Consider the following 18,584-nt stretch of genomic DNA (forward strand, 5'->3'; position numbering starts at 1 on the left):
ACTTTCCATCGACCATTGCAGTTTCGGCAGCCGGCGCCAGATGCGCGCGGCTGCATCTCTTACAATTCAAGTCCCGTCAGGACCGCTCCCATGTTTCAGACCATTGCCAAATCGCTGTTCGGCTCTTCCAACGATCGTTACGTCAAGTCGCTCGGCAAAATCGTCAACCAGATCAATGCGCTCGAGCCGCAAATGCAGGCGCTTTCGGATGACGAGCTGAAGGCCCAGACCGACAAGTTCCGTCGCCAGCTCGAAGCGGGCGCTACGCTCGACGATATCCTGCCCGAAGCATTCGCCACGGTACGAGAGGCCTCGGTTCGAGTGCTCAGAATGCGCCATTTCGACGTGCAGCTGATCGGCGGCATCGTGCTCCACCGCGGTGAAATTTCGGAAATGAAGACGGGCGAGGGCAAGACGCTGGTGGCGACGCTCGCGACCTATCTCAACGCGGTTGAAGGCAAGGGCGTGCATGTCGTGACGGTGAACGACTACCTTGCTCGTCGCGACGCAGAATGGATGGGGCAGCTGCACAATTGGCTGGGCCTGAGCGTGGGCGTGATCGTGCCCAACCTCGGCGAGTTCCAGCGGCGCGAGGCCTATAATTCCGACATCACCTATGCCACCAATAACGAGCTCGGCTTCGATTACCTGCGCGACAATATGAAGCATTCGCGCGACCAGATGGTGCAGCGCCCCTTCAATTTCGCGATCGTCGACGAAGTCGACTCGATCCTGATCGACGAAGCGCGCACGCCGCTGATCATTTCCGGCCCGACCGAGGACAAGAGCGACCTCTATGTCGCGCTCGACGAAGTGGTGAAGGGCGTTCCGGAAGAGTGGTACGAGAAGGACGAGAAGACCCGCAACATCCAGCTGACCGAGGAAGGCACCGACGAGATCGAGAAGCTGCTCCTCGCCAAGGGGCTGCTTGCGACCGAAAACCTCTACGACATCGAGAATACGCAGGTGGTCCACCACCTCGACCAGGCGCTCAAGGCGAACATCATGTTCAAGCGCGACACGGACTACATCGTGAAGGACGAGAAGGTCGTCATCATCGACGAGTTCACGGGGCGCATGATGGATGGCCGCCGCTGGTCGAACGGCCTGCACCAGGCGGTGGAAGCCAAGGAAGGCGTCAAGATCGAGCCCGAGAACCAGACGATGGCTTCGATCACGTTCCAGAACTATTTCCGCATGTACCCCAAGCTGTCGGGCATGACCGGCACAGCTGCAACCGAAGCGGCCGAGTTCTGGGACATTTACAAGATGAACGTGGTGGAGATTCCCACCAACGTTCCGGTCCAGCGCATCGACGAGGAAGACGAGTTCTACAAGAACACGCTCGACAAGTTCGGCGCGATTGCAAAGGCGATCAAGGAGAAGAACGTTATCGGCCAGCCGGTGCTGGTGGGCACCGTCTCGATCGAGAAGTCCGAGCTGCTCAGCCAGTTCCTCGACAAGGAAGGCGTCAAGCACGCCGTGCTCAACGCCCGCTTCCACGAACAGGAAGCCCACATCGTGGCGCAGGCCGGTCGTCTCGGCGCGGTGACCATCGCCACCAACATGGCGGGCCGCGGCACGGACATCCAGCTGGGCGGCAATGTCGAATTCCGCTTCCAGGACGAATTGGGCGACATGGCCGAAGGGCCTGAGCGCGATGCTGCCGAGCAACGCATCCGTGAAGAGGTCGCAGCGGAAAAAAGGAAGGTGCTCGAAGCGGGCGGGCTGTTCGTGCTCGGCACGGAACGCCACGAAAGCCGCCGCATCGACAACCAGCTGCGCGGCCGTTCGGGCCGCCAGGGCGACCCCGGCCTTTCGCGCTTCTACCTGTGCCTTGAGGACGATTTGCTGCGCATTTTCGGCCCCGACACTCTGTTCGCCAAGATGATGAATTCGAACCTTGCCGATGGCGAAGCGATCGGATCGAAATGGCTGTCGAAGGCGATCGAGACCGCGCAAAAGAAGGTCGAAGCGCGCAATTACGAAGTGCGCAAGCAAGTCGTCCAATACGACGATGTGATGAACGACCAGCGCAAGGTTATCTACGAGCAGCGCGGCGAGATCATGGAAGCCGAGCGCGTCGACGACGTCGTGCTCGACATGCGCCGCGACACGGTGAATGCGCTGGTCGGCGAAGCCTGCCCGCCGGGATCATATCCGGAGCAGTGGGACATCGTCGGTCTCAAGGAGAAGGTCGAAGAGGTATTCGGCCTCACTCCGCCAATCGATTCCTGGCTCGAAGAGGATCAGGTCGAGCCTGAAATCCTTGAAGAACGCATCGCCGCCATGGCCGACGAAGTCATGGAGCAGAAGATCGGTGCGGCAGACCACGAGATCTGGCGACAGGTCGAAAAGTCGGTGTTGCTGGAACGGCTCGACTATCACTGGAAGGAACACCTCGCCACGCTCGATGCGCTGCGCCAGGTGATCTGGATGCGCGGGATCGCGCAGAAGCAGCCGATCAACGAATACAAGCAGGAAGCCTTTGGCCTGTTCGAGACGATGCTCGATACCTTGCGCGAGGATGTGACCAAGATCCTCGTCAAAGCCGAGCTTCGGATCCAGCCGCCGCAGCCGCAATCGCTGCCGGACTTGCCCGATTTCCTCACCGGCCATATCGATCCCTTCACCGGCCTCGACGATTCGAACGATATGGACGGTTCGGCAGAGCGCCCGGAACTGTTCGGTTCGCTGGCAGGCAGCCCGCGCGCTGCCTTCGGGCCGGGCGGGACGAATCCCGAGAATCCTTTCGAAGGGCTCGAAATCAGCCGCAATGCGCCGTGCCCATGCGGTTCGGGCAACAAGTACAAGCATTGCCACGGGGCGGCAGGCTGACTGAGGCGATAGAGCCTGCGGGTTCGTGGTCGGCAGCATGACCGGCCTCGTCCCGATCGGGATCATCGCGGCTTTCTTCGTCACCGCGCTGCTCTATTCGGCGGTGGGCTTCGGCGGCGGCTCGACCTATGCCGCGCTGCTGGCGCTTTCTGGAATGGATTACCGGCTGCTGCCGGTGCTGGCGCTGGCGTGCAACATCGTGGTTGTGGCGGGCAGCAGCGTTCGCTTTGCGCGGGCGCAGGTAACGCCATGGCGCGGGGCGCTGCTCCTGACGGCACTGGCGGCACCTGCAGCATTGCTGGGCGGGCTAACTCCGATCGGGCGCGAGGCATTCCTCATGCTGCTGGGCACGAGCTTGCTGCTGACCGGCCTAACAATGCTTTTGCCGGTGTCAGCCGAGACCGAATCCGAGCCCCACAGGCTGGCTCGGTATGCGCCGCTGGCTGCCGCACCGCTGGGATATCTGGCCGGGCTGGTGGGGATCGGGGGAGGGATATTCCTCGCGCCGCTGCTGCACCTTACTCGCTGGAACAATGCGCGCGCCATCGCGGCGACTGCCAGCTTCTTCATCCTGGTCAACTCGCTGTTCGGCCTGTCGGGGCAATTGCTCAAGAATGGACCGCAGCTGCTCGGCGGCGCGCTCTATGGTGGGCTGGCATTGCTTGTCGCAGTGGCGATCGGCGGGCAGATCGGCGGCTTCATGGCGCTGCGATACTTGCCGCAAAGGGTTATCCGCTGGCTGACAGCGGCGCTGGTCATCTGGGTGGGGGGGAGGCTGCTCTTCGGCGCCTAGATCCTGCCCTGTCGCGAAGTGGCTCCCCGAGTTGGATTCGAACCAACGACCAAGTGATTAACAGTCACCTACTCTACCGCTGAGCTATCGGGGAGCAGCCTCTTCGCAGGCAGGGGTGCGCCTATATGGGCGACGGAATCGTTTGGCAAGAGGGCTAAACGACGAATTGTTCGGCAACGATGCGCTCGTCCAGCGCATGGCCCGGATCGAACAGCAGGCTGAGTTCGCATTCGCGCGCGATTGCGAGCGAAACTTCGGCGATGTCGCGCACTTCCTTCTGGTCGGCAACTACCGAAACGGGCCGCTTGTGCGGTTCGCGCACCGTCAGCTTAATGGTGCTGCGATCGGGCAGGATCGCACCGCGCCAGCGCCGCGGGCGAAAGGCACTGATCGGGGTGAGGGCGAGCAGTTGAGAATCGAGCGGCAGGATCGGGCCATTGGCCGAAAGGTTGTAGGCGGTCGAGCCTGCCGGGGTCGACACGAGCACACCGTCGCACACCAGCTCCGCAATCCGGACCTTTTCATCCACGGTGACTTCGATCTTGGCCGTCTGGCGCGTTTCACGCAGGAGCGAGACCTCGTTGATCGCGTAGAAGCGATGGTGTTGCCTGTCCTGCGTCAGCGCGTCCATGCACAGCGGCGCGATCGCGATCTCGCGCGCGCGTGAAAGCCGCTTCGCAATATCACTGCCCGCGCGATAGCGGTTCATCAGGAAGCCGACCGTGCCGAGGTTGAGGCCGTAGGCCGGGATGACCCGTCCTGAATCGAGCATGGCATGCAGCGTCTGGAGCATGAAGCCGTCGCCGCCCAAAACGACCACTGCATCGGCTTCGGCCAGCGGCACCCAATCGTGCGCGCTTTGCATGTCGGCATAGGCTGCCTGCGCGCGCTCCGTATCGGATGCGATCAGGGCAACGCGCTGGAAATCATGCGATTTGGCCAATTTTTGCCCTTTCCGCCGGTTCGCTGGCACTCCTCCCTATGGCGGGTTGTGCCATTTTTCAACGCACGCAATTTTGGACAGGCACTCCTGCCCTGTGATGTGTAGGCACTTCGCATGACAATTCTTCGGCGTCCCGGGTCAGGCGAGCAGCAATCAGCGCTATTCGAGCGCGACTCGAGCGAACTTGCGGACGAGTTCGAACTGGCGTTGAGGCTGGGACAGGTTGAAATTCGCTTCCAGCCGCAATTCGCGGGTGATAGCGGCCGCATGGTCGGCGCAGAGGCGCTCGCGCGCTGGATCCACCCGAGCTGTGGCGAGATCGGCGCGCGCGAGTTATTCGACCTCGCTGCCAAGGCGGGTTTGGCCGAGGACATGCCGCGCCACATGCTCTCACTGGCCGTCGTCGAGGCGAAGAATTGGCCCGAAAGGCTGGGCCTGTCTCTCAATGTGACGCCCAAGCAACTGCTCGCAGACAGTTTTGTCGCGCGATTCTCCAGCGAACTTGCTGCAAGCATGCTCGATCCGACGCAGGTAACACTCGAGATCACCGAGGAACTGCTGCTCGGCGATCTCGACCTGGCTGCACGCCGGCTCAAGCAATTGCGGGATCTCGGCATTCGCATTGCGCTCGACGATTTCGGCGCGGGCTTCTGCAATTTCGATTATCTCAAGCGCTTGCCGCTCGATGCGCTGAAGCTCGATCGTTCGATGGTGCTGGGCATTGCCGAAAGCGAACGTGACCTGGCGGTGCTTCGCGCTATCGTCACGCTGGCGCGCGTACTCGACCTTGATGTCGTGGCCGAGGGGATCGAGACCGAGGAGCAGAGGCTTGCCGTTGTCGCAGAAGGTTGCTCCAGCTGGCAGGGTTTCCTCGGCTCGGAACCGCTGGCGTATGAGGAATTGCTGCAGCTTGCCTAGGCGGCAGCGCCTTTTTTCGCTTTCCTGACGATCGTCGACAGCCCCTTGGTAAGCTGGAACAACCCGTTGAGCCTGCTTTGCGGGTCGCCCCAGGCGCGCTCGATCACCAGCTTCATGTCGGGGCGAAGCCGCGCTGTGCCCTTCAATCGGTCGACATAGGCGAGCAAGCCTGCCGGGTCGGGGAAATCGTCCTTGTGGAAGCTCACCAGAGTGCCGCGCGCGCCGACATCGATCTTGGCGATATTGGCGATGATCGCTTGATGCTTGATCTCGATCAGCTTGACGAGGTTGGCCGTGGCATCGGGGAGCGCGCCGAACCGGTCGATCATTTCGGCAGCAATCGCTTCGATCTCGGCCTTGTCCTTGGCGTCGTTCAACCGGCGATAAAGCGCCATTCGCACTGCCAGGTCAGGTACATAGTCTTCGGGGATCATGATCGGTGCGTCGACCGTGATCTGCGGCGAAAGCGTATCGCGCTCTGCGGCGAGGCCGACTTCGCCCGCCTTCGCCGCCAGGATCGCATCTTCCAGCATCGACTGGTAAAGTTCGAAGCCGACTTCGCGGATATGGCCCGATTGCTCATCGCCTAGGAGATTGCCTGCCCCGCGAATGTCGAGGTCATGGCTTGCGAGCTGGAATCCCGCGCCAAGCGAGTCGAGATCCCCCAGCACCTTGAGCCGCTTTTCCGCGACTTCGGAAAGCTGCATGTCCTTCTCATAGGTGAGATAGGCATAGGCGCGCAGCTTCGAACGTCCCACGCGGCCGCGCAGCTGGTACAGCTGGGCCAGGCCGAAGCGGTCCGCCCGGTGAATGATGATCGTATTGGCGCTGGGTATGTCGAGCCCGCTTTCGACAATCGTGGTCGAAAGTAGCACGTCGTATTTACGGTCGTAGAAGGCGCTCATACGCTCTTCCACCTCGCCTGCACCCATCTGGCCATGGGCCGAAATGGCCTTTACTTCGGGTACGTGTTCGCGAAGCCATTCCTCGACTTCGCCCATGTCCGAAATGCGCGGCACGACGATAAAGCTCTGCCCGCCGCGGTGATGCTCGCGCAGCAAAGCCTCGCGCATCACCATGTCGTCCCACTCCATCACATAGGTGCGCACCGCGAGGCGGTCGACCGGCGGGGTCTGGATTGTGGAGAGCTCGCGCAGCCCGCTCATCGCCATCTGCAACGTGCGCGGAATCGGCGTCGCGGTGAGCGTCAGCACATGCACGTCGGCGCGCAGTTGCTTGAGGCGTTCCTTGTGGTTGACCCCGAAACGCTGCTCCTCATCGACGATTACCAGCCCGAGATTGCGAAATTTCGTGCTCTTCGAAAGGATGGCGTGGGTGCCGATCACGATATCGACGTCCCCTTTTTCCAGCCCTTCCCGCGTTTCGGCCATTTCCTTGGCGGGAACCAGGCGCGAAAGCCGCCCGACCTTGAGCGGGAAGCCCGAAAAGCGCTCGGCGAAATTGCTGTAGTGCTGGCGCGCGAGAAGAGTGGTTGGAGCCACTACCGCCACCTGCTGGCCGCTCATCGCCGCGACAAATGCCGCACGAAGCGCAACCTCGGTCTTGCCGAAGCCGACATCGCCGCACACCAGTCGGTCCATCGGTCTGCCGCTTTCGAGATCTTGCAGCACGTCGCCGATGGCGGCGTCCTGGTCGTCGGTCTCTTCCCAAGGAAAACGCTCGACGAACTGGTTGTAAACCGAAGCCTCGGCTTCGAGCACCGGCGCTTTCTTGAGCGCGCGCAAAGCCGCTACCTGCATCAGCTCGTTGGCGATTTCGCGGATGCGCTCTCTGAGTCGGGCGCGGCGCTTTTGCCAACCTTCGCCGCCGAGCCGGTCGAGCATCACCGCATCCTCGGACGAACCGTAGCGACTGAGCACGTCGATGTTTTCGACCGGGATGTAGAGTTTGTCGCCGCCCTTGTACTCGAGCATCACGCAATCGTGCTGGCTCTTGCCGACCGTGATCGGCTCAAGCCCGAGATACTTGCCGATCCCATGTTCGACATGGACCACCAGATCACCGCGCGCGAGCGCCTGCAGCTCGGCGAGGAAGGCGTCCGAATCCTTGCGCCGCTTGCGCCGCCGGACCAGCCGGTCGCCCAGCACGTCCTGCTCGGTGAGCAGTTCGAGCTCGGCATTGGCGAAGCCGGTTTCTAGCGGCAGCACCATGGCAACCGGTTGCCCCTTGGCAGAAAGGCCAAGCGCCTCCTGCCAGCTGTCTGCCAGCTTTAGCTGCGTACCCACTTCGCCTAGGATCGAAGCGATGCGAGCGCGGCTGCCGGTGGAATAGGCGGCCAGAAGCGGGCGTTTTCCTGCCTTGCCCAGCGCCGCAAGATGCTGTGCAGTAAGCTGGTAGACATTGTCGCCGCGCGCGCGTTCAGGTGCGAAGTCGCGGCCCGATGCGAAGCCGAAATCGATCACATTGTCGCTTTCGGGTTCGGCAAAGATCACGCTGCGATGAACGGTGTGCCCTGCCAGCAATTCCGCGAATTCGCCTTGTTCCAGATAGAGCGCACCTTCGCCGAGTGGGCGATAGCTGCCAGCAGCCTGTCCGGCGGTTTTCCGGCGCGCCTGATGGTAATCGGCAACGTCCTTGAAGCGTTCCTCTGCCGCCCCAACTGCGCCGCTTTCGATGACGACTATGTCGTCAGGCGTAAGGTAGTCGAATATCGTCGCCAGCCGATCCTCGAACAGCGGAAGCCAATGTTCCATTCCGGCGAGGCGCCTGCCGTCGCTCACCGCTTCATAGAGCGGGTCTTGCGTGGCGGGCGCACCGAACAACTCGCGATAGCGGCTGCGGAAGCGCTTGATGCTGTCTTCGTCGAGCAGGGCTTCGCTAGCCGGAAGCAGAAGGTGCCGATCGAGTGTGCCGACCGTCATCTGAGTGTTCGGATCGAACAGCCGCAGGCTCTCGAGCTCGTCGCCGAAGAAGTCGAGCCGAAGCCCCTGTTCGAGGCTGGACGGGAAGATATCGACGATAGAACCACGCAGCGCATATTCGCCGTGATCGACCACCGTGTCGGTGCGCGAATATCCCTGTCGCTGCAACAATGCAGAGAGGCTCGCGTGGCCCATGACGGTGCCTGGTTTGAACTCGCGTACGCTCTCGCGGATGCGGAACGGCGTGAGCACCCGCTGGAGCACTGCGTTCACAGTCGTCACGAGCAACTGCGTCCCGGCCTTGCCGGTCTGCAAGCGGTGCAGGGCCGCAAGCCGCCGCGCGCTGACCGAAAGCGCGGGGCTGGCGCGGTCGTATGGGAGGCAATCCCATGCCGGAAGCTCGATCACTTCGAGTTCGGGCGCGAAGAATTTGGCGGCATCCGCGACCGAACGCATCGCGGCGTCATCGGGAGCGATAAATACGGCGCGGCCTTTGGCGGCGCGCGCGAGATCGCTCATGACCAGCGGCTGCGCTCCGCGCGCAACCGACGCCAGTGTCTGCGGCTTCTTGGCCGAAAGGATGCGATTGAAGTCGGGCATGGTCAGGTCAGGTTTGCGATGCAGGCAGGAATCCTGCGATCACACGGGGCAGCGCCTAGCGCGGGATGTCGACATAGTCGAGCTGCTGCATCAGCTCGATCTGGTCACCCTGGAAGCGTGGCGGAACCGGCAGGGTCTTGAGCGCCCATGCCATCACATCGACGTCATCTTCATCGAGCAGTGCCTCGAACCAGCGCAGTTCAGCCTCTTCCCACTGTCCGTGATAGCGATCGAAGAAGCCGCCGATCATGAAATCGGCCTCGCGCGTGCCGCGATGCCAGGCGCGAAACTTGGCGCGGGCAAGGCGGGCATCGAATGTAAGGGCTTCGGGCATGGAAGGGGGCGCCAATCGGTTTGGGAATGGCGCCCCCTCTGTCTGATCATGCCCTTGCGATCAAGGGGGCGTAATCGTCATGGATGGGTGTGACTGAAGAAACGCATTGAGGCATCGATCAGCTGGCCCTGTTCCTCGCGCATCTTCTTGGCTGCTTCTTCACCGCCGACGAGTTTGAGAAACTCGGCCTGCCAGGCCGCCCGCTCGCGCGAGGCGTGCGTGTCGAATGCAGCGAGACCGCGCGGAATTTCTCGCACCACCATCAGGTCCCATTCGCCATCCATCAGCCAGTGTACCTGTGCAGGCTTGAGCCCGGCATTCTTTGCTGCGGGCGCCCAATATTTATCGTTCATCTCGGTCCATGTGTCGGCCTTATCGGGGGCGAAACGCAGGAATTCGATACTGTAGGTGGTGCGTGGCTGTTCAGTGTCCTGCGAAATTGCCGGAGCTGCCGTGAACGCGAATGATGCCGCCGCAAGGGCGATAGTCAGTTTACGGATCATATTGAGTCCCCTCTCTTGGTACTACGCTGCGACCCGTAAGGCTTGCTGGATCAGTGCAGAGAGGATGCGACCTTTCCCCCCAAAGCGTCGCCTATGCAGGCGTTAGATCGCAAAAAGGGATGGGTGGCAAGTCTTCCCGCGGCTTCGCATGCGCGAACAAAGCGGTTAGGGAGCACAGGATGCGCCCCGAAGCCCTCAATCCCCTGTTCGTTGAAATAGACGCGTTGGAAGGCGTCGGGCCAAAATTGCGCAAGCCGCTCGAAAAGCTTGGGCTGACCCGTGTTCGTGACCTGATCTATCATTTGCCCGAACGCTTCGTGTCGCGGCGCGCCGTCGAAACGCTCGACGACGCAACGGAAGGCGAGCAGATCGTGATCGCGCTGACGCCGGTTGAACATCGCGCGCCGCGTTCGGGGCGTGGCCCTTATCGGGTGCTGGCGCAGGACGGCGCGGGGAATATCTGCGCCCTGACATATTTCGGGCGCGCATCATTTTCCGCGCGCAAGCAGTTGCCGGTCGGCGAGAAGCGCTGGGTCGCGGGCAAGCTCGATCGCTTTGGCGACATGCTGCAAATCGTCCATCCGGATCATGTCGAGAGCGAGAGCGGGGCGACGCTGGGGCGACTCAACGAGCCGGTTTACGGCCTGTCGGAAGGACTGACCCAACCGCGCGTTGCCGGGCTCGCGCAGCAGGCATTGGCACGGGTGCCCGATTTGCCGGAGTGGATTGAGCCGGCGCAGTTCGATCGTGCTGGTTGGCCCGCATGGCGGGATGCGCTGTTACTGGCGCACAAGGGAGAGAACCCTTCGGCGCGTGATCGCCTCGCCTATGATGAGCTGCTGGCGAATTCGCTCGCGCTGATGCTGGTGCGCGCAGACAATCGCCGCCGCAAGGGCCAGCCGCTCAAGGGTGACGGGCACCTGCGCAGCAAGTTGCAACTGCCGTTCCCGCTGACGGGCGCGCAGAAACGATCGATCGCAGAGATGGAGGGCGATCTGGTGCAAGACGCCCCCATGCTGCGCCTGCTGCAGGGTGACGTGGGCGCGGGCAAGACGGTCGTAGCGCTCTATTCGATGTTGATCGCGAACGAGGCGGGCAAGCAGGCTGCATTGCTCGCCCCGACCGAGATACTTGCGCGTCAGCATTATGAAACGATCCGCAGCATGGCTGCACCCACCGGGGTCGAAGTCGCGCTCTTGACTGGGCGCGACAAGGGCAGGGCACGCGAGAGCATCCTGATGGGCTTGCTCGATGGCAGCATCGACATCGTGATCGGTACGCACGCGATCTTCCAGGACACGGTGAACTACAAGGATCTGGGGCTGGTCGTGATTGACGAACAGCACCGTTTTGGCGTGGCACAGCGGCTGCAACTCGCGAACAAGGGCAAGCAAACGCCGCATACGCTGGCGATGACCGCCACCCCGATCCCGCGCACGCTCACACTTGCGCAATATGGCGAAATGGATGTCAGCCGCCTCGACGAAATGCCGCCCGGGCGAAAGCCGATCATCACGCGCGTGATGGCGATGGACCGTATGGCGGAGGTCGTCGACGGGATCGCGCGTCACCTCGAAACCGGGCAGCAGGCCTTCTGGGTCTGCCCGATGGTGCACGAAAGCGAAATCGCCGATTTGGCTGCGGCCGAAGCGCGCTATGCCGCGCTCAAGGAGCGGTTCGGGAATGCCGTGGTGCTGGTGCATGGCCAGCAAAAGCCCGAAGTGAAGGACGCCGCGATGGAGCGGTTCGTCGCGGGTGACGCGAAGCTGATGGTTGCGACCACGGTTATCGAAGTGGGGGTGGACGTACCCAATGCCACGCTGGTGGTGGTGGAGCAGGCCGAGCAGTTCGGCCTTGCGCAGTTGCACCAGCTGCGCGGGCGCGTTGGCCGGGGCAGCGAACAGGCGGTGTGCCTGCTGTTGCGCGGGAGCACCTTGTCGGAAACGGCGAAGCGCCGCCTGGCACTGATGCGCGAGACGCAAGACGGCTTTCGCATTGCCGAGGAGGACCTTGAACTACGCGGCGGCGGCGAACTGCTCGGGACGCGGCAATCGGGCGATACTCCTTTCCGCGTCGCCGATCTTGAACAGATCACGCGTCTCTTACCGGCCGCCCATGCCGATGCGCGCCTGCTTATCGAACGCGATGGGGGGCTGGCCAGCGAACGCGGGCAGGCAGCACGCTTGCTGCTCTATTTGTTCGAGCGCGATTGGGGGGTGCAACTGCTGAGAGGCGGTTAGGGGCGGATGTTTGCGAGGCAGGCCCGCCCCATTCAACTGATGCATAGGCCCCCATCGACAGGCAGGCATTGCCCAGTGATGTAATCGCTGTGCGGCGAGGCGAAGAACACGGCCAGCCCCTCCAGGCCCTCGTGATCGCCAAAGCGCCGTAGCGGGATGCGCTTGGTCATCCATTCGGCGAAGCGCGGGTCAGCCTGCGCAGTCAGGTCGGTCTCATAGAAACCGAACAGCAGCGCATTTGCTGTGATCCTGTAGCGAGCCAGCTCGAATGCCGCGGCGCGGGTAAGGCCGTTCACCGCAGCCTTCGACGCGGCATAGTTCGAGCTTCGGTTGACCCCCATGATCGATTGGCCAGAGCTTGTCGCGATGAGCTTTCCGCCGACGCCGCGCTCAACCATATGCTCGGTAACATAGCGATAGGTCAGCGCGGGCCCGCGAGCATTGACCGACATCACGCGGTCCCAAGCCTCGGCGGTCATCTCGGGCAACGCCATGCCCTGGCCGATCCCGGCATTGGCGAAGCAGATGTCGACCTTGCCCATGCTATCGAGCGTCGATGCCATGGCAGAGGCGATCGTTTCTTCTTCCGCGACATCGCAAGGGAAAGCCACGGCCTGCCCGCCACCCAGCGCGTTGAGTTCCTCGACCGCCGCTGCGTTCTTGTCCTCGTTCCGCGCCCAGATTGCGACATCCGCGCCAGCCTTGATCAGGCCGCGCGCCATGGAAAGGCCGATGCCGCTGTTGCCGCCGGTAATGACTGCGGTCTGCCCGCTGAGATCGAATAGGTTCATGTCGCGCAGCGTGAACCATGCGAAAAGCGCGGGCAACTATCACGAATGCTGGAATGTAACTGCTTGTGTAGCGAAATTGGTCGGGGAGAGAGGATTCGAACCTCCGGCCCCTGCCTCCCGAAGACAGTGCTCTACCAGGCTGAGCTACTCCCCGACCGTGTCGTGCCCACCACGCTCGCAAAAAGCTGTGGGCCGAGGCAAGGCGCGCCCTATAGGCAGGTGCTCGCGGGGTGGCAAGCGGGCAAATGCAGGTTTAGGGTCGGCGCATGGCCAGTGCTGCGAATCTTTCCGAAAATTCCGCCATCCGTCACCCGGAATGGCAATATCTCGAACTGATGCGCCAGATCTGGGAGCATGGCAGCGAGCGGGTCGATCGCACGGGAGTAGGCACCCGGTCGATCTGCGGCGCGATGCTACGATTCGACCTTGCTGGCGGTGCCATGCCGCTTCTCACGACCAAGCGCGTTTATTGGAAAACCGCGACACGCGAGATGCTGTGGTTTCTCACCGGCGACACCAACATCCGCCCGCTCGTTCTGCAAGGTGTGAAGATCTGGAACGAATGGCCGCACGTTCGCTATGTGAAGGAAACCGGTGAGGACATTGCGCTCGACGATTTCGTCCAGCGCATTGCCGACGATGAGGAGTTCGCCATGCGCTGGGGCGATCTCGGCCCGGTATATGGCAAGCAATGGGTGGACTGGCCGACCTATCGCTACCGCAAGGACGGGCTCTACGAGAAGGGCGAGGGGATCAACCAGGTCGCCCAGGTCGTCGAGAGCTTGCGCAGCAATCCGGGCAGTCGCCGCCATATCATTGAAGGCTGGAATGTCGCGGAGCTGGACCAGATGGCGCTGCCGCCCTGCCACAAGACCTACCAGTTCCATGTCGCCGGGGATCGCCTGAACTGCGTGCTCTACCAGCGCAGCTGCGATGTCGCGCTGGGCCTGCCGTTTAACCTGTGGTCGGCGGCGCTGCTGCAGCGGATGATCGCGCAGCAGACCGATCTTGAGCCGGGCGAACTCGTGTGGATGGGTGGTGACGTCCACCTCTACCTCAATCACGAGCACCTCATCACCGAACAGCTTGCGCGCGAGCCGCAAGGGCACCCGATCCTTGAGATCACGCGCCGCCCCGAGAGTATATTCGATTACCGGATCGAGGATTTCGTGGTGCAAAATTACACGCCGCACGGGCCGATCAAGGCACCTGTTGCGGTATAGGTGGAACGGGGGGCATTGGCTTGACCGGGTGCGCTTCTTGAAATAAAATAACTCGATCCTAAAAGATTGCTACAGACCTGCTGTAGCGGGGGAGAGCCCGGACATGGCCGATCGGCCCGACATTTCGCCATCGTCAAAGCGCAACAAGCCTGCGCTTCAGCTCCACGTGCCCGAGCCGAAATTCCGGCCCGGCGATACTGTCGACTATAGTCATATCGAGATCCCGCCAGCGGGCGCTCATGCGCGCCCCGACGAGGCGGCCGACCCCAAAGAAATGCGCGATCTCGCTTTCGGGCTGATCCGCGTGCTGGGTGAAGACAACAAGGCCCATGGCGCATGGGATCCCAAACTCGATCCGGCAACGCTTCGCACGATGCTTGGCCACATGGCGATGGTTCGTGCTTTCGACGACCGGATGTTCCGCGGGCAGCGGCAGGGCAAGACCAGCTTCTACATGAAGTGCACCGGCGAAGAGGCCACCAGCATTGCCACATCGATGGCGCTGGCGTCTGATGACATGGTATTCCCGAGCTATCGCCAGCAGGGCATCCTGATCGTGCGCGGTTATCCCATCGTCGACATGATCAACCAGATTTATTCGAACAAGGGTGACAAGCTGAAGGGGCGCCAGCTCCCGATCATGTATTCGAGCCGCGAAAACAGCTTCTTCTCGATCAGCGGAAACCTCGCCACCCAATGCCCGCAGGCTGTGGGTTGGGCGATGGCCAGTGCAGCGAAGGGCGACAGCCGGATCGCTGCGACATGGGTTGGCGAAGGCTCGACTGCAGAGGGTGACTTCCACTCGGCCTGCACTTTCGCCACGGTCTACAACGCGCCGGTGATCCTGAATGTGATCAACAACCAGTGGGCGATTTCGAGCTTCTCGGGCTTTGCCGGGGCAGAGCGCACCACCTTTGCCGCGCGTGCGCTGGGCTATGGCCTTGCCGGCCTGAGAGTCGACGGCAACGATGCACTGGCATGCTATGCGGCAGAACAATGGGCTGCCAACCGCGCGCGCGCCAATGCCGGCCCGACGCTGATCGAATACTTCACCTATCGCGCCGAGGGGCATTCCACCTCGGACGATCCGAGCGGGTATCGCAGCGCGCAGGAACGCGAGGAATGGCCTCTCGGCGATCCGATCATGCGCCTGAAGAACCACCTCATCGAACTGGGCGAATGGGATGAGAAGCGCCAGGCGGCGATGGACCTCGAATGCGCCGAGCGCGTCAAGGCAGCGACCAAGGAAGCCGAGAAAAACGGCATCCTCGGACATGGCATGCATCACCCGTTCCACACCATGTTCGAAGACGTCTACGAGGAACTGCCCTGGCACCTGGAAGAACAGGCCGCGCAAGCGATCCGCGAGCGCAAGATCAAGTGGCCGGGGAGCATTGAGGAATGAGCGATTTGACCACAGACGAAACGCTGGTCGTTGCCGAGCGCCGCCTCAACATGATCGAGGCCATCAACGATGCGCTCGACATCATGCTCACGCGCGACCCTGACGTCATCATCATGGGCGAAGACGTCGGCTATTTCGGCGGTGTATTCCGCTGCACGGCCGGCTTGCAGGAAAAACACGGCAAGACCCGGGTCTTCGATACGCCGATCAGCGAATGCGGCATTATCGGCGTGGCGGTCGGCATGGGCGCCTATGGCCTGCGCCCGGTGCCCGAGATCCAGTTCGCCGACTATATCTATCCCGGGCTGGACCAGCTGATCAGCGAAGCGGCCCGCCTGCGCTATCGTTCGGCCTGCGAGTATATCGCTCCCTTGACGGTCCGCTCGCCTTTCGGCGGCGGCATTTTCGGTGGCCAGACGCACAGCCAAAGCCCCGAAGCGCTGTTCACGCATGTGGCAGGCCTCAAGACCGTGATCCCTTCGACTCCGCACGATGCCAAGGGCCTGCTGATCGCAGCGATCGAAGACAATGACCCCGTGATCTTCTTTGAGCCGAAGCGCATCTATAACGGGCCGTTCTCGGGCTATTACGACAAGCCGGTCGAGCCCTGGAAGCGCCACCGCGACAGCGTGGTGCCCGAGGGTTACTACCGCATCCCGCTGGGCAAGGCGCGCAAGGTCACCGAAGGCGATGCGCTGACCATACTGGCCTATGGCACGATGGTTCACGTTGCCGAAGCGGTGTGCCGCGAAAAGGGCGTCGATGCCGAAATCCTCGATCTGCGCACGCTGGTTCCGCTCGATATCGAAGCGATCGAAGCTTCGGTAGAGAAGACCGGGCGCTGCCTGATCGTGCATGAGGCGACCCGGACTTCGGGCTTTGGCGCGGAGCTATCCGCGCTCGTCACCGAACGTTGTTTCTACCACCTCGAAGCTCCGGTCGAACGCGTTACCGGCTTCGACACGCCTTATCCGCATAGCCTCGAATGGGCCTATTTCCCCGGGCCTGTGCGCATTGGCGATGCGATCGACAAGATTCTGAAGGACTGATCCCGATGGCGAAATTCACCTTCAACATGCCCGACGTGGGCGAGGGCGTGGCCGAGGCCGAAATCGTCGGTTGGCACGTGAAGCCGGGCGACGCGATTTCCGAAGACCAGCACCTGGTCGATGTGATGACCGACAAGGCGACGATCGACATCGAAAGCCCGGTGTCGGGCAAGGTGCTCGAAGTGGCCGGCGCGGAAGGCGACACGATTTCGGTCGGCGCGATGCTGCTCGTGATCGAAGTCGAGGGCGAAGCGGACGAGGGCGCGCATGAGGAGGCCCCCGCGCCCAAGTCCGAGATCGTCGAAGAGCGGATCGAAGTCGAAACTTCCGATGCCTCGGATGCGGACGACGCGCTGGCAGCAGATCCCGATCCGGAGCCGCTGCCTGCCCCCACTCCTGCGCCCGAACCGCGGCATGAAGCGAAGGTGCTCGCCAGCCCCGCCGTGCGCCAGCGTGCACGCGAATTGGGGATCGACCTGGGCGAAGTGAAGCCCGCCGAAGATGGCCGCATCCGCCATGGCGATCTCGACGCATTCCTTGCTTACAATGCTGGCGGCGGTTTTGCCCCCGCAGGCCGCGCGCGCGCTGACGAGACGATCAAGGTGATTGGTCTCAGGAAGCGGATCGCGCAAAATATGGCAGCATCGAAACGCCACATTCCGCATTTCTCCTATGTCGAGGAATGCGACGTGACCGCCCTTGAGGCATTGCGCGCCGATCTCAATGCCCATCGCGGCAGCAAGCCCAAGCTGACCATGCTGCCGCTGCTGGTAAGCGCGATCTGCAAAACCATCCCGCAATTCCCGATGATCAACGCTCGCTACGATGACGAGGCGAATGTGGTCACTCGGCATGGCTCAGTGCACCTTGGCATGGCAACGCAGACCGACAACGGCCTGATGGTGCCGGTTATCCGCGACGCGCAGGCAAAGAACCTTTGGCAGATTGCGAATGAAATCCAGCGGCTGGCCAATGCCGCGCGCGACGGTTCGGCCATGTCGGACGAACTCTCGGGTTCGACGCTGACCATCACTTCGCTCGGGCCGCTGGGCGGGGTCGCCACCACTCCGGTGATCAACCGCCCCGAAGTGGCCATCATCGGCCCCAACCGCATCATCGAGCGCCCGATGTTCGTGCCCGACGGCATGGGCGGCGAGCGTATCGAGAAGCGCAAGCTGATGAACATTTCGATCAGCTGCGATCACCGCGTGGTCGATGGCTATGATGCGGCGAGCTTCGTGCAGGAGCTCAAGAAACTGCTCGAAACGCCGGTGCTTTTGCTGGCAGATTGATCGTAGTAGGGTGGCGGCACAGGGAGGTGCCGCCATGCCTGCCGATCCGCGAATTGACGCATATATTGCCAAGGCCGCGCCATTTGCGCGGCCTATCCTTTCGCATATCCGAACCCTGGTCCATCGCGCTTTGCCGGACGTTGAGGAAGGCATCAAATGGAGCATGCCGACCTATATGATCGGCGGAAAGAACCTGGTCAGTACGCCCGCATTCAAGGCGCATGCCGGGGTAGTGATTCATGGCGAGGGGCGCGCAGGCGGCGCCATGGGGTCACTCGGAAAGTTGGTGAGTCTCGACGATCTGCCAAGTAATGAGGATCTGATGGCTCGCTTCAAGGCAGGGCGCGATGCGCTCGGCAAGCCACGGCCGAAGCGTGCCCCCAAGCCCGAATTGGCGGTCCCGCCCGAGTTCGCAAAAATGCTCGCGTCATCGCCCAAGGCACAGGAAACATTCGCCAATTTCGGCCCGTCGCACAGGCGGGAGTATATCGAATGGGTATCCGGGGCAAAGCGTGAGGAAACCCGCGCCAAGCGCATGGAACAGGCATTGCAGTGGCTTGCTGAGGGCAAGAAGCGGAACTGGAAATACGAAAACTGCTGACGGTGGCGGGCTGGACAAAATCTGGCCGATTTGACCGTTGACAGCCCAAGCGACAGGCCTTAGTGGCGCGGCTCCCAAGCGGTGCAACGCTTCAAGCGGGTGTAGCTCAGTTGGTTAGAGTGCCGGCCTGTCACGCCGGAGGTCGCGGGTTCGAGCCCCGTCACTCGCGCCA

General features: G+C 62.2%; 14 protein-coding genes and 3 tRNA genes. 10 read left to right on the forward strand and 7 right to left on the reverse strand.

Annotated features, from left to right (window positions below):
- Positions 1-90 precede the first annotated feature (90 nt).
- Together secA and ACUJ47_RS02465 are read left to right on the forward strand one after the other, a co-directional pair.
- Positions 91-2,838, forward strand: coding sequence for a preprotein translocase subunit SecA (gene secA, locus ACUJ47_RS02460; RefSeq protein ID WP_445536880.1), 2,748 nt, complete (start codon positions 91-93; stop codon positions 2,836-2,838).
- Positions 2,839-2,875: 37 nt separating this feature from the next.
- A complete protein-coding gene (locus ACUJ47_RS02465) occupies positions 2,876-3,631 on the forward strand; it encodes a sulfite exporter TauE/SafE family protein (RefSeq protein ID WP_445536881.1) in 756 nt (251 codons plus the stop codon).
- 19 nt (positions 3,632-3,650) lie between these two features.
- Here ACUJ47_RS02465 and ACUJ47_RS02470 read toward each other — a convergent pair.
- A tRNA-Asn gene (locus tag ACUJ47_RS02470) sits at positions 3,651-3,725 on the reverse strand.
- Between the two features lie 60 nt (positions 3,726-3,785).
- Positions 3,786-4,574, reverse strand: coding sequence for an NAD kinase (locus ACUJ47_RS02475; RefSeq protein ID WP_445536882.1), 789 nt, complete (start codon positions 4,572-4,574; stop codon positions 3,786-3,788).
- A 114-nt stretch (positions 4,575-4,688) separates the two neighbouring features.
- Here ACUJ47_RS02475 and ACUJ47_RS02480 point away from each other — a divergent pair, with 114 nt between their 5' ends.
- Entirely contained in the window at positions 4,689-5,492 is an 804-nt protein-coding gene (locus ACUJ47_RS02480; protein WP_445536883.1) for an EAL domain-containing protein, read from the forward strand.
- Here ACUJ47_RS02480 and mfd read toward each other — a convergent pair.
- The 3 genes from mfd to ACUJ47_RS02495 all read right to left on the reverse strand — a co-directional run bounded on the left by mfd (position 5,489) and on the right by ACUJ47_RS02495 (position 9,811).
- Entirely contained in the window at positions 5,489-8,974 is a 3,486-nt protein-coding gene (mfd, locus tag ACUJ47_RS02485) for a transcription-repair coupling factor (RefSeq protein WP_445536884.1), read from the reverse strand. The genes ACUJ47_RS02480 and mfd overlap by 4 nt on opposite strands.
- Positions 8,975-9,029: 55 nt before the next feature.
- The gene (locus tag ACUJ47_RS02490; RefSeq protein ID WP_445536885.1) at positions 9,030-9,308 is read right to left on the reverse strand and encodes an FAD assembly factor SdhE; all 279 of its coding nucleotides are present in this window, start codon (positions 9,306-9,308) and stop codon (positions 9,030-9,032) included.
- Between the two features lie 77 nt (positions 9,309-9,385).
- A complete protein-coding gene (locus ACUJ47_RS02495; RefSeq protein ID WP_445536886.1) occupies positions 9,386-9,811 on the reverse strand; it encodes a hypothetical protein in 426 nt (141 codons plus the stop codon).
- 179 nt (positions 9,812-9,990) lie between these two features.
- Between ACUJ47_RS02495 and recG the strand changes: the two genes are divergently transcribed.
- On the forward strand, positions 9,991-12,051 hold the full coding sequence (gene recG / locus ACUJ47_RS02500; protein ID WP_445536887.1) for an ATP-dependent DNA helicase RecG: 2,061 nt from the start codon (positions 9,991-9,993) through the stop codon (positions 12,049-12,051).
- Positions 12,052-12,083: 32 nt separating this feature from the next.
- Here the strand turns inward: recG and ACUJ47_RS02505 are convergent, their stop codons facing one another.
- Together ACUJ47_RS02505 and ACUJ47_RS02510 are read right to left on the reverse strand one after the other, a co-directional pair.
- Positions 12,084-12,842 carry an SDR family NAD(P)-dependent oxidoreductase gene (locus tag ACUJ47_RS02505; protein WP_445536888.1) on the reverse strand — a complete coding sequence of 253 codons (759 nt, stop codon included), beginning with the start codon at positions 12,840-12,842 and terminating at the stop codon, positions 12,084-12,086.
- 77 nt (positions 12,843-12,919) lie between these two features.
- Positions 12,920-12,996, reverse strand: a tRNA-Pro gene (locus tag ACUJ47_RS02510).
- 112 nt (positions 12,997-13,108) lie between these two features.
- On the opposite strand from ACUJ47_RS02510, the gene thyA reads away from it, so the two are divergent.
- From thyA to ACUJ47_RS02540, 6 genes are all read left to right on the forward strand, one after another.
- Positions 13,109-14,065, forward strand: coding sequence for a thymidylate synthase (gene thyA, locus ACUJ47_RS02515; RefSeq protein WP_445536889.1), 957 nt, complete (start codon positions 13,109-13,111; stop codon positions 14,063-14,065).
- Between the two features lie 103 nt (positions 14,066-14,168).
- Positions 14,169-15,470: a 3-methyl-2-oxobutanoate dehydrogenase (2-methylpropanoyl-transferring) subunit alpha gene (locus ACUJ47_RS02520; RefSeq protein WP_445536890.1), complete on the forward strand. Its 1,302-nt coding sequence runs from the start codon at positions 14,169-14,171 to the stop codon at positions 15,468-15,470.
- Positions 15,467-16,519: an alpha-ketoacid dehydrogenase subunit beta gene (locus tag ACUJ47_RS02525; protein WP_445536891.1), complete on the forward strand. Its 1,053-nt coding sequence runs from the start codon at positions 15,467-15,469 to the stop codon at positions 16,517-16,519. Before ACUJ47_RS02520 ends, ACUJ47_RS02525 begins: the two co-directional genes overlap by 4 nt.
- Positions 16,520-16,524: 5 nt before the next feature.
- Positions 16,525-17,811: a dihydrolipoamide acetyltransferase family protein gene (locus tag ACUJ47_RS02530; RefSeq protein ID WP_445536892.1), complete on the forward strand. Its 1,287-nt coding sequence runs from the start codon at positions 16,525-16,527 to the stop codon at positions 17,809-17,811.
- Positions 17,812-17,845: 34 nt separating this feature from the next.
- A complete protein-coding gene (locus tag ACUJ47_RS02535; RefSeq protein WP_445536893.1) occupies positions 17,846-18,412 on the forward strand; it encodes a YdeI/OmpD-associated family protein in 567 nt (188 codons plus the stop codon).
- Between the two features lie 95 nt (positions 18,413-18,507).
- Positions 18,508-18,584, forward strand: a tRNA-Asp gene (locus ACUJ47_RS02540).

The organism is Altererythrobacter sp. Z27, assembly GCF_052683155.1.

Bases quoted from the DNA above. Each gene is read 5' to 3' on its own strand.
- secA (WP_445536880.1), top strand. From the start codon at position 91: ATGTTTCAGACCATTGCCAAATCGCTGTTCGGCTCTTCCAACGATCGT.
- ACUJ47_RS02465 (WP_445536881.1), top strand. From the start codon at position 2,876: ATGACCGGCCTCGTCCCGATCGGGATCATCGCGGCTTTCTTCGTCACC.
- ACUJ47_RS02480 (WP_445536883.1), top strand. From the start codon at position 4,689: ATGACAATTCTTCGGCGTCCCGGGTCAGGCGAGCAGCAATCAGCGCTA.
- mfd (WP_445536884.1), bottom strand. From the start codon at position 8,974: ATGCCCGACTTCAATCGCATCCTTTCGGCCAAGAAGCCGCAGACACTG.
- ACUJ47_RS02490 (WP_445536885.1), bottom strand. From the start codon at position 9,308: ATGCCCGAAGCCCTTACATTCGATGCCCGCCTTGCCCGCGCCAAGTTT.
- ACUJ47_RS02495 (WP_445536886.1), bottom strand. From the start codon at position 9,811: ATGATCCGTAAACTGACTATCGCCCTTGCGGCGGCATCATTCGCGTTC.
- recG (WP_445536887.1), top strand. From the start codon at position 9,991: ATGCGCCCCGAAGCCCTCAATCCCCTGTTCGTTGAAATAGACGCGTTG.
- ACUJ47_RS02505 (WP_445536888.1), bottom strand. From the start codon at position 12,842: ATGAACCTATTCGATCTCAGCGGGCAGACCGCAGTCATTACCGGCGGC.
- thyA (WP_445536889.1), top strand. From the start codon at position 13,109: ATGGCCAGTGCTGCGAATCTTTCCGAAAATTCCGCCATCCGTCACCCG.
- ACUJ47_RS02520 (WP_445536890.1), top strand. From the start codon at position 14,169: ATGGCCGATCGGCCCGACATTTCGCCATCGTCAAAGCGCAACAAGCCT.
- ACUJ47_RS02525 (WP_445536891.1), top strand. From the start codon at position 15,467: ATGAGCGATTTGACCACAGACGAAACGCTGGTCGTTGCCGAGCGCCGC.
- ACUJ47_RS02530 (WP_445536892.1), top strand. From the start codon at position 16,525: ATGGCGAAATTCACCTTCAACATGCCCGACGTGGGCGAGGGCGTGGCC.
- ACUJ47_RS02535 (WP_445536893.1), top strand. From the start codon at position 17,846: ATGCCTGCCGATCCGCGAATTGACGCATATATTGCCAAGGCCGCGCCA.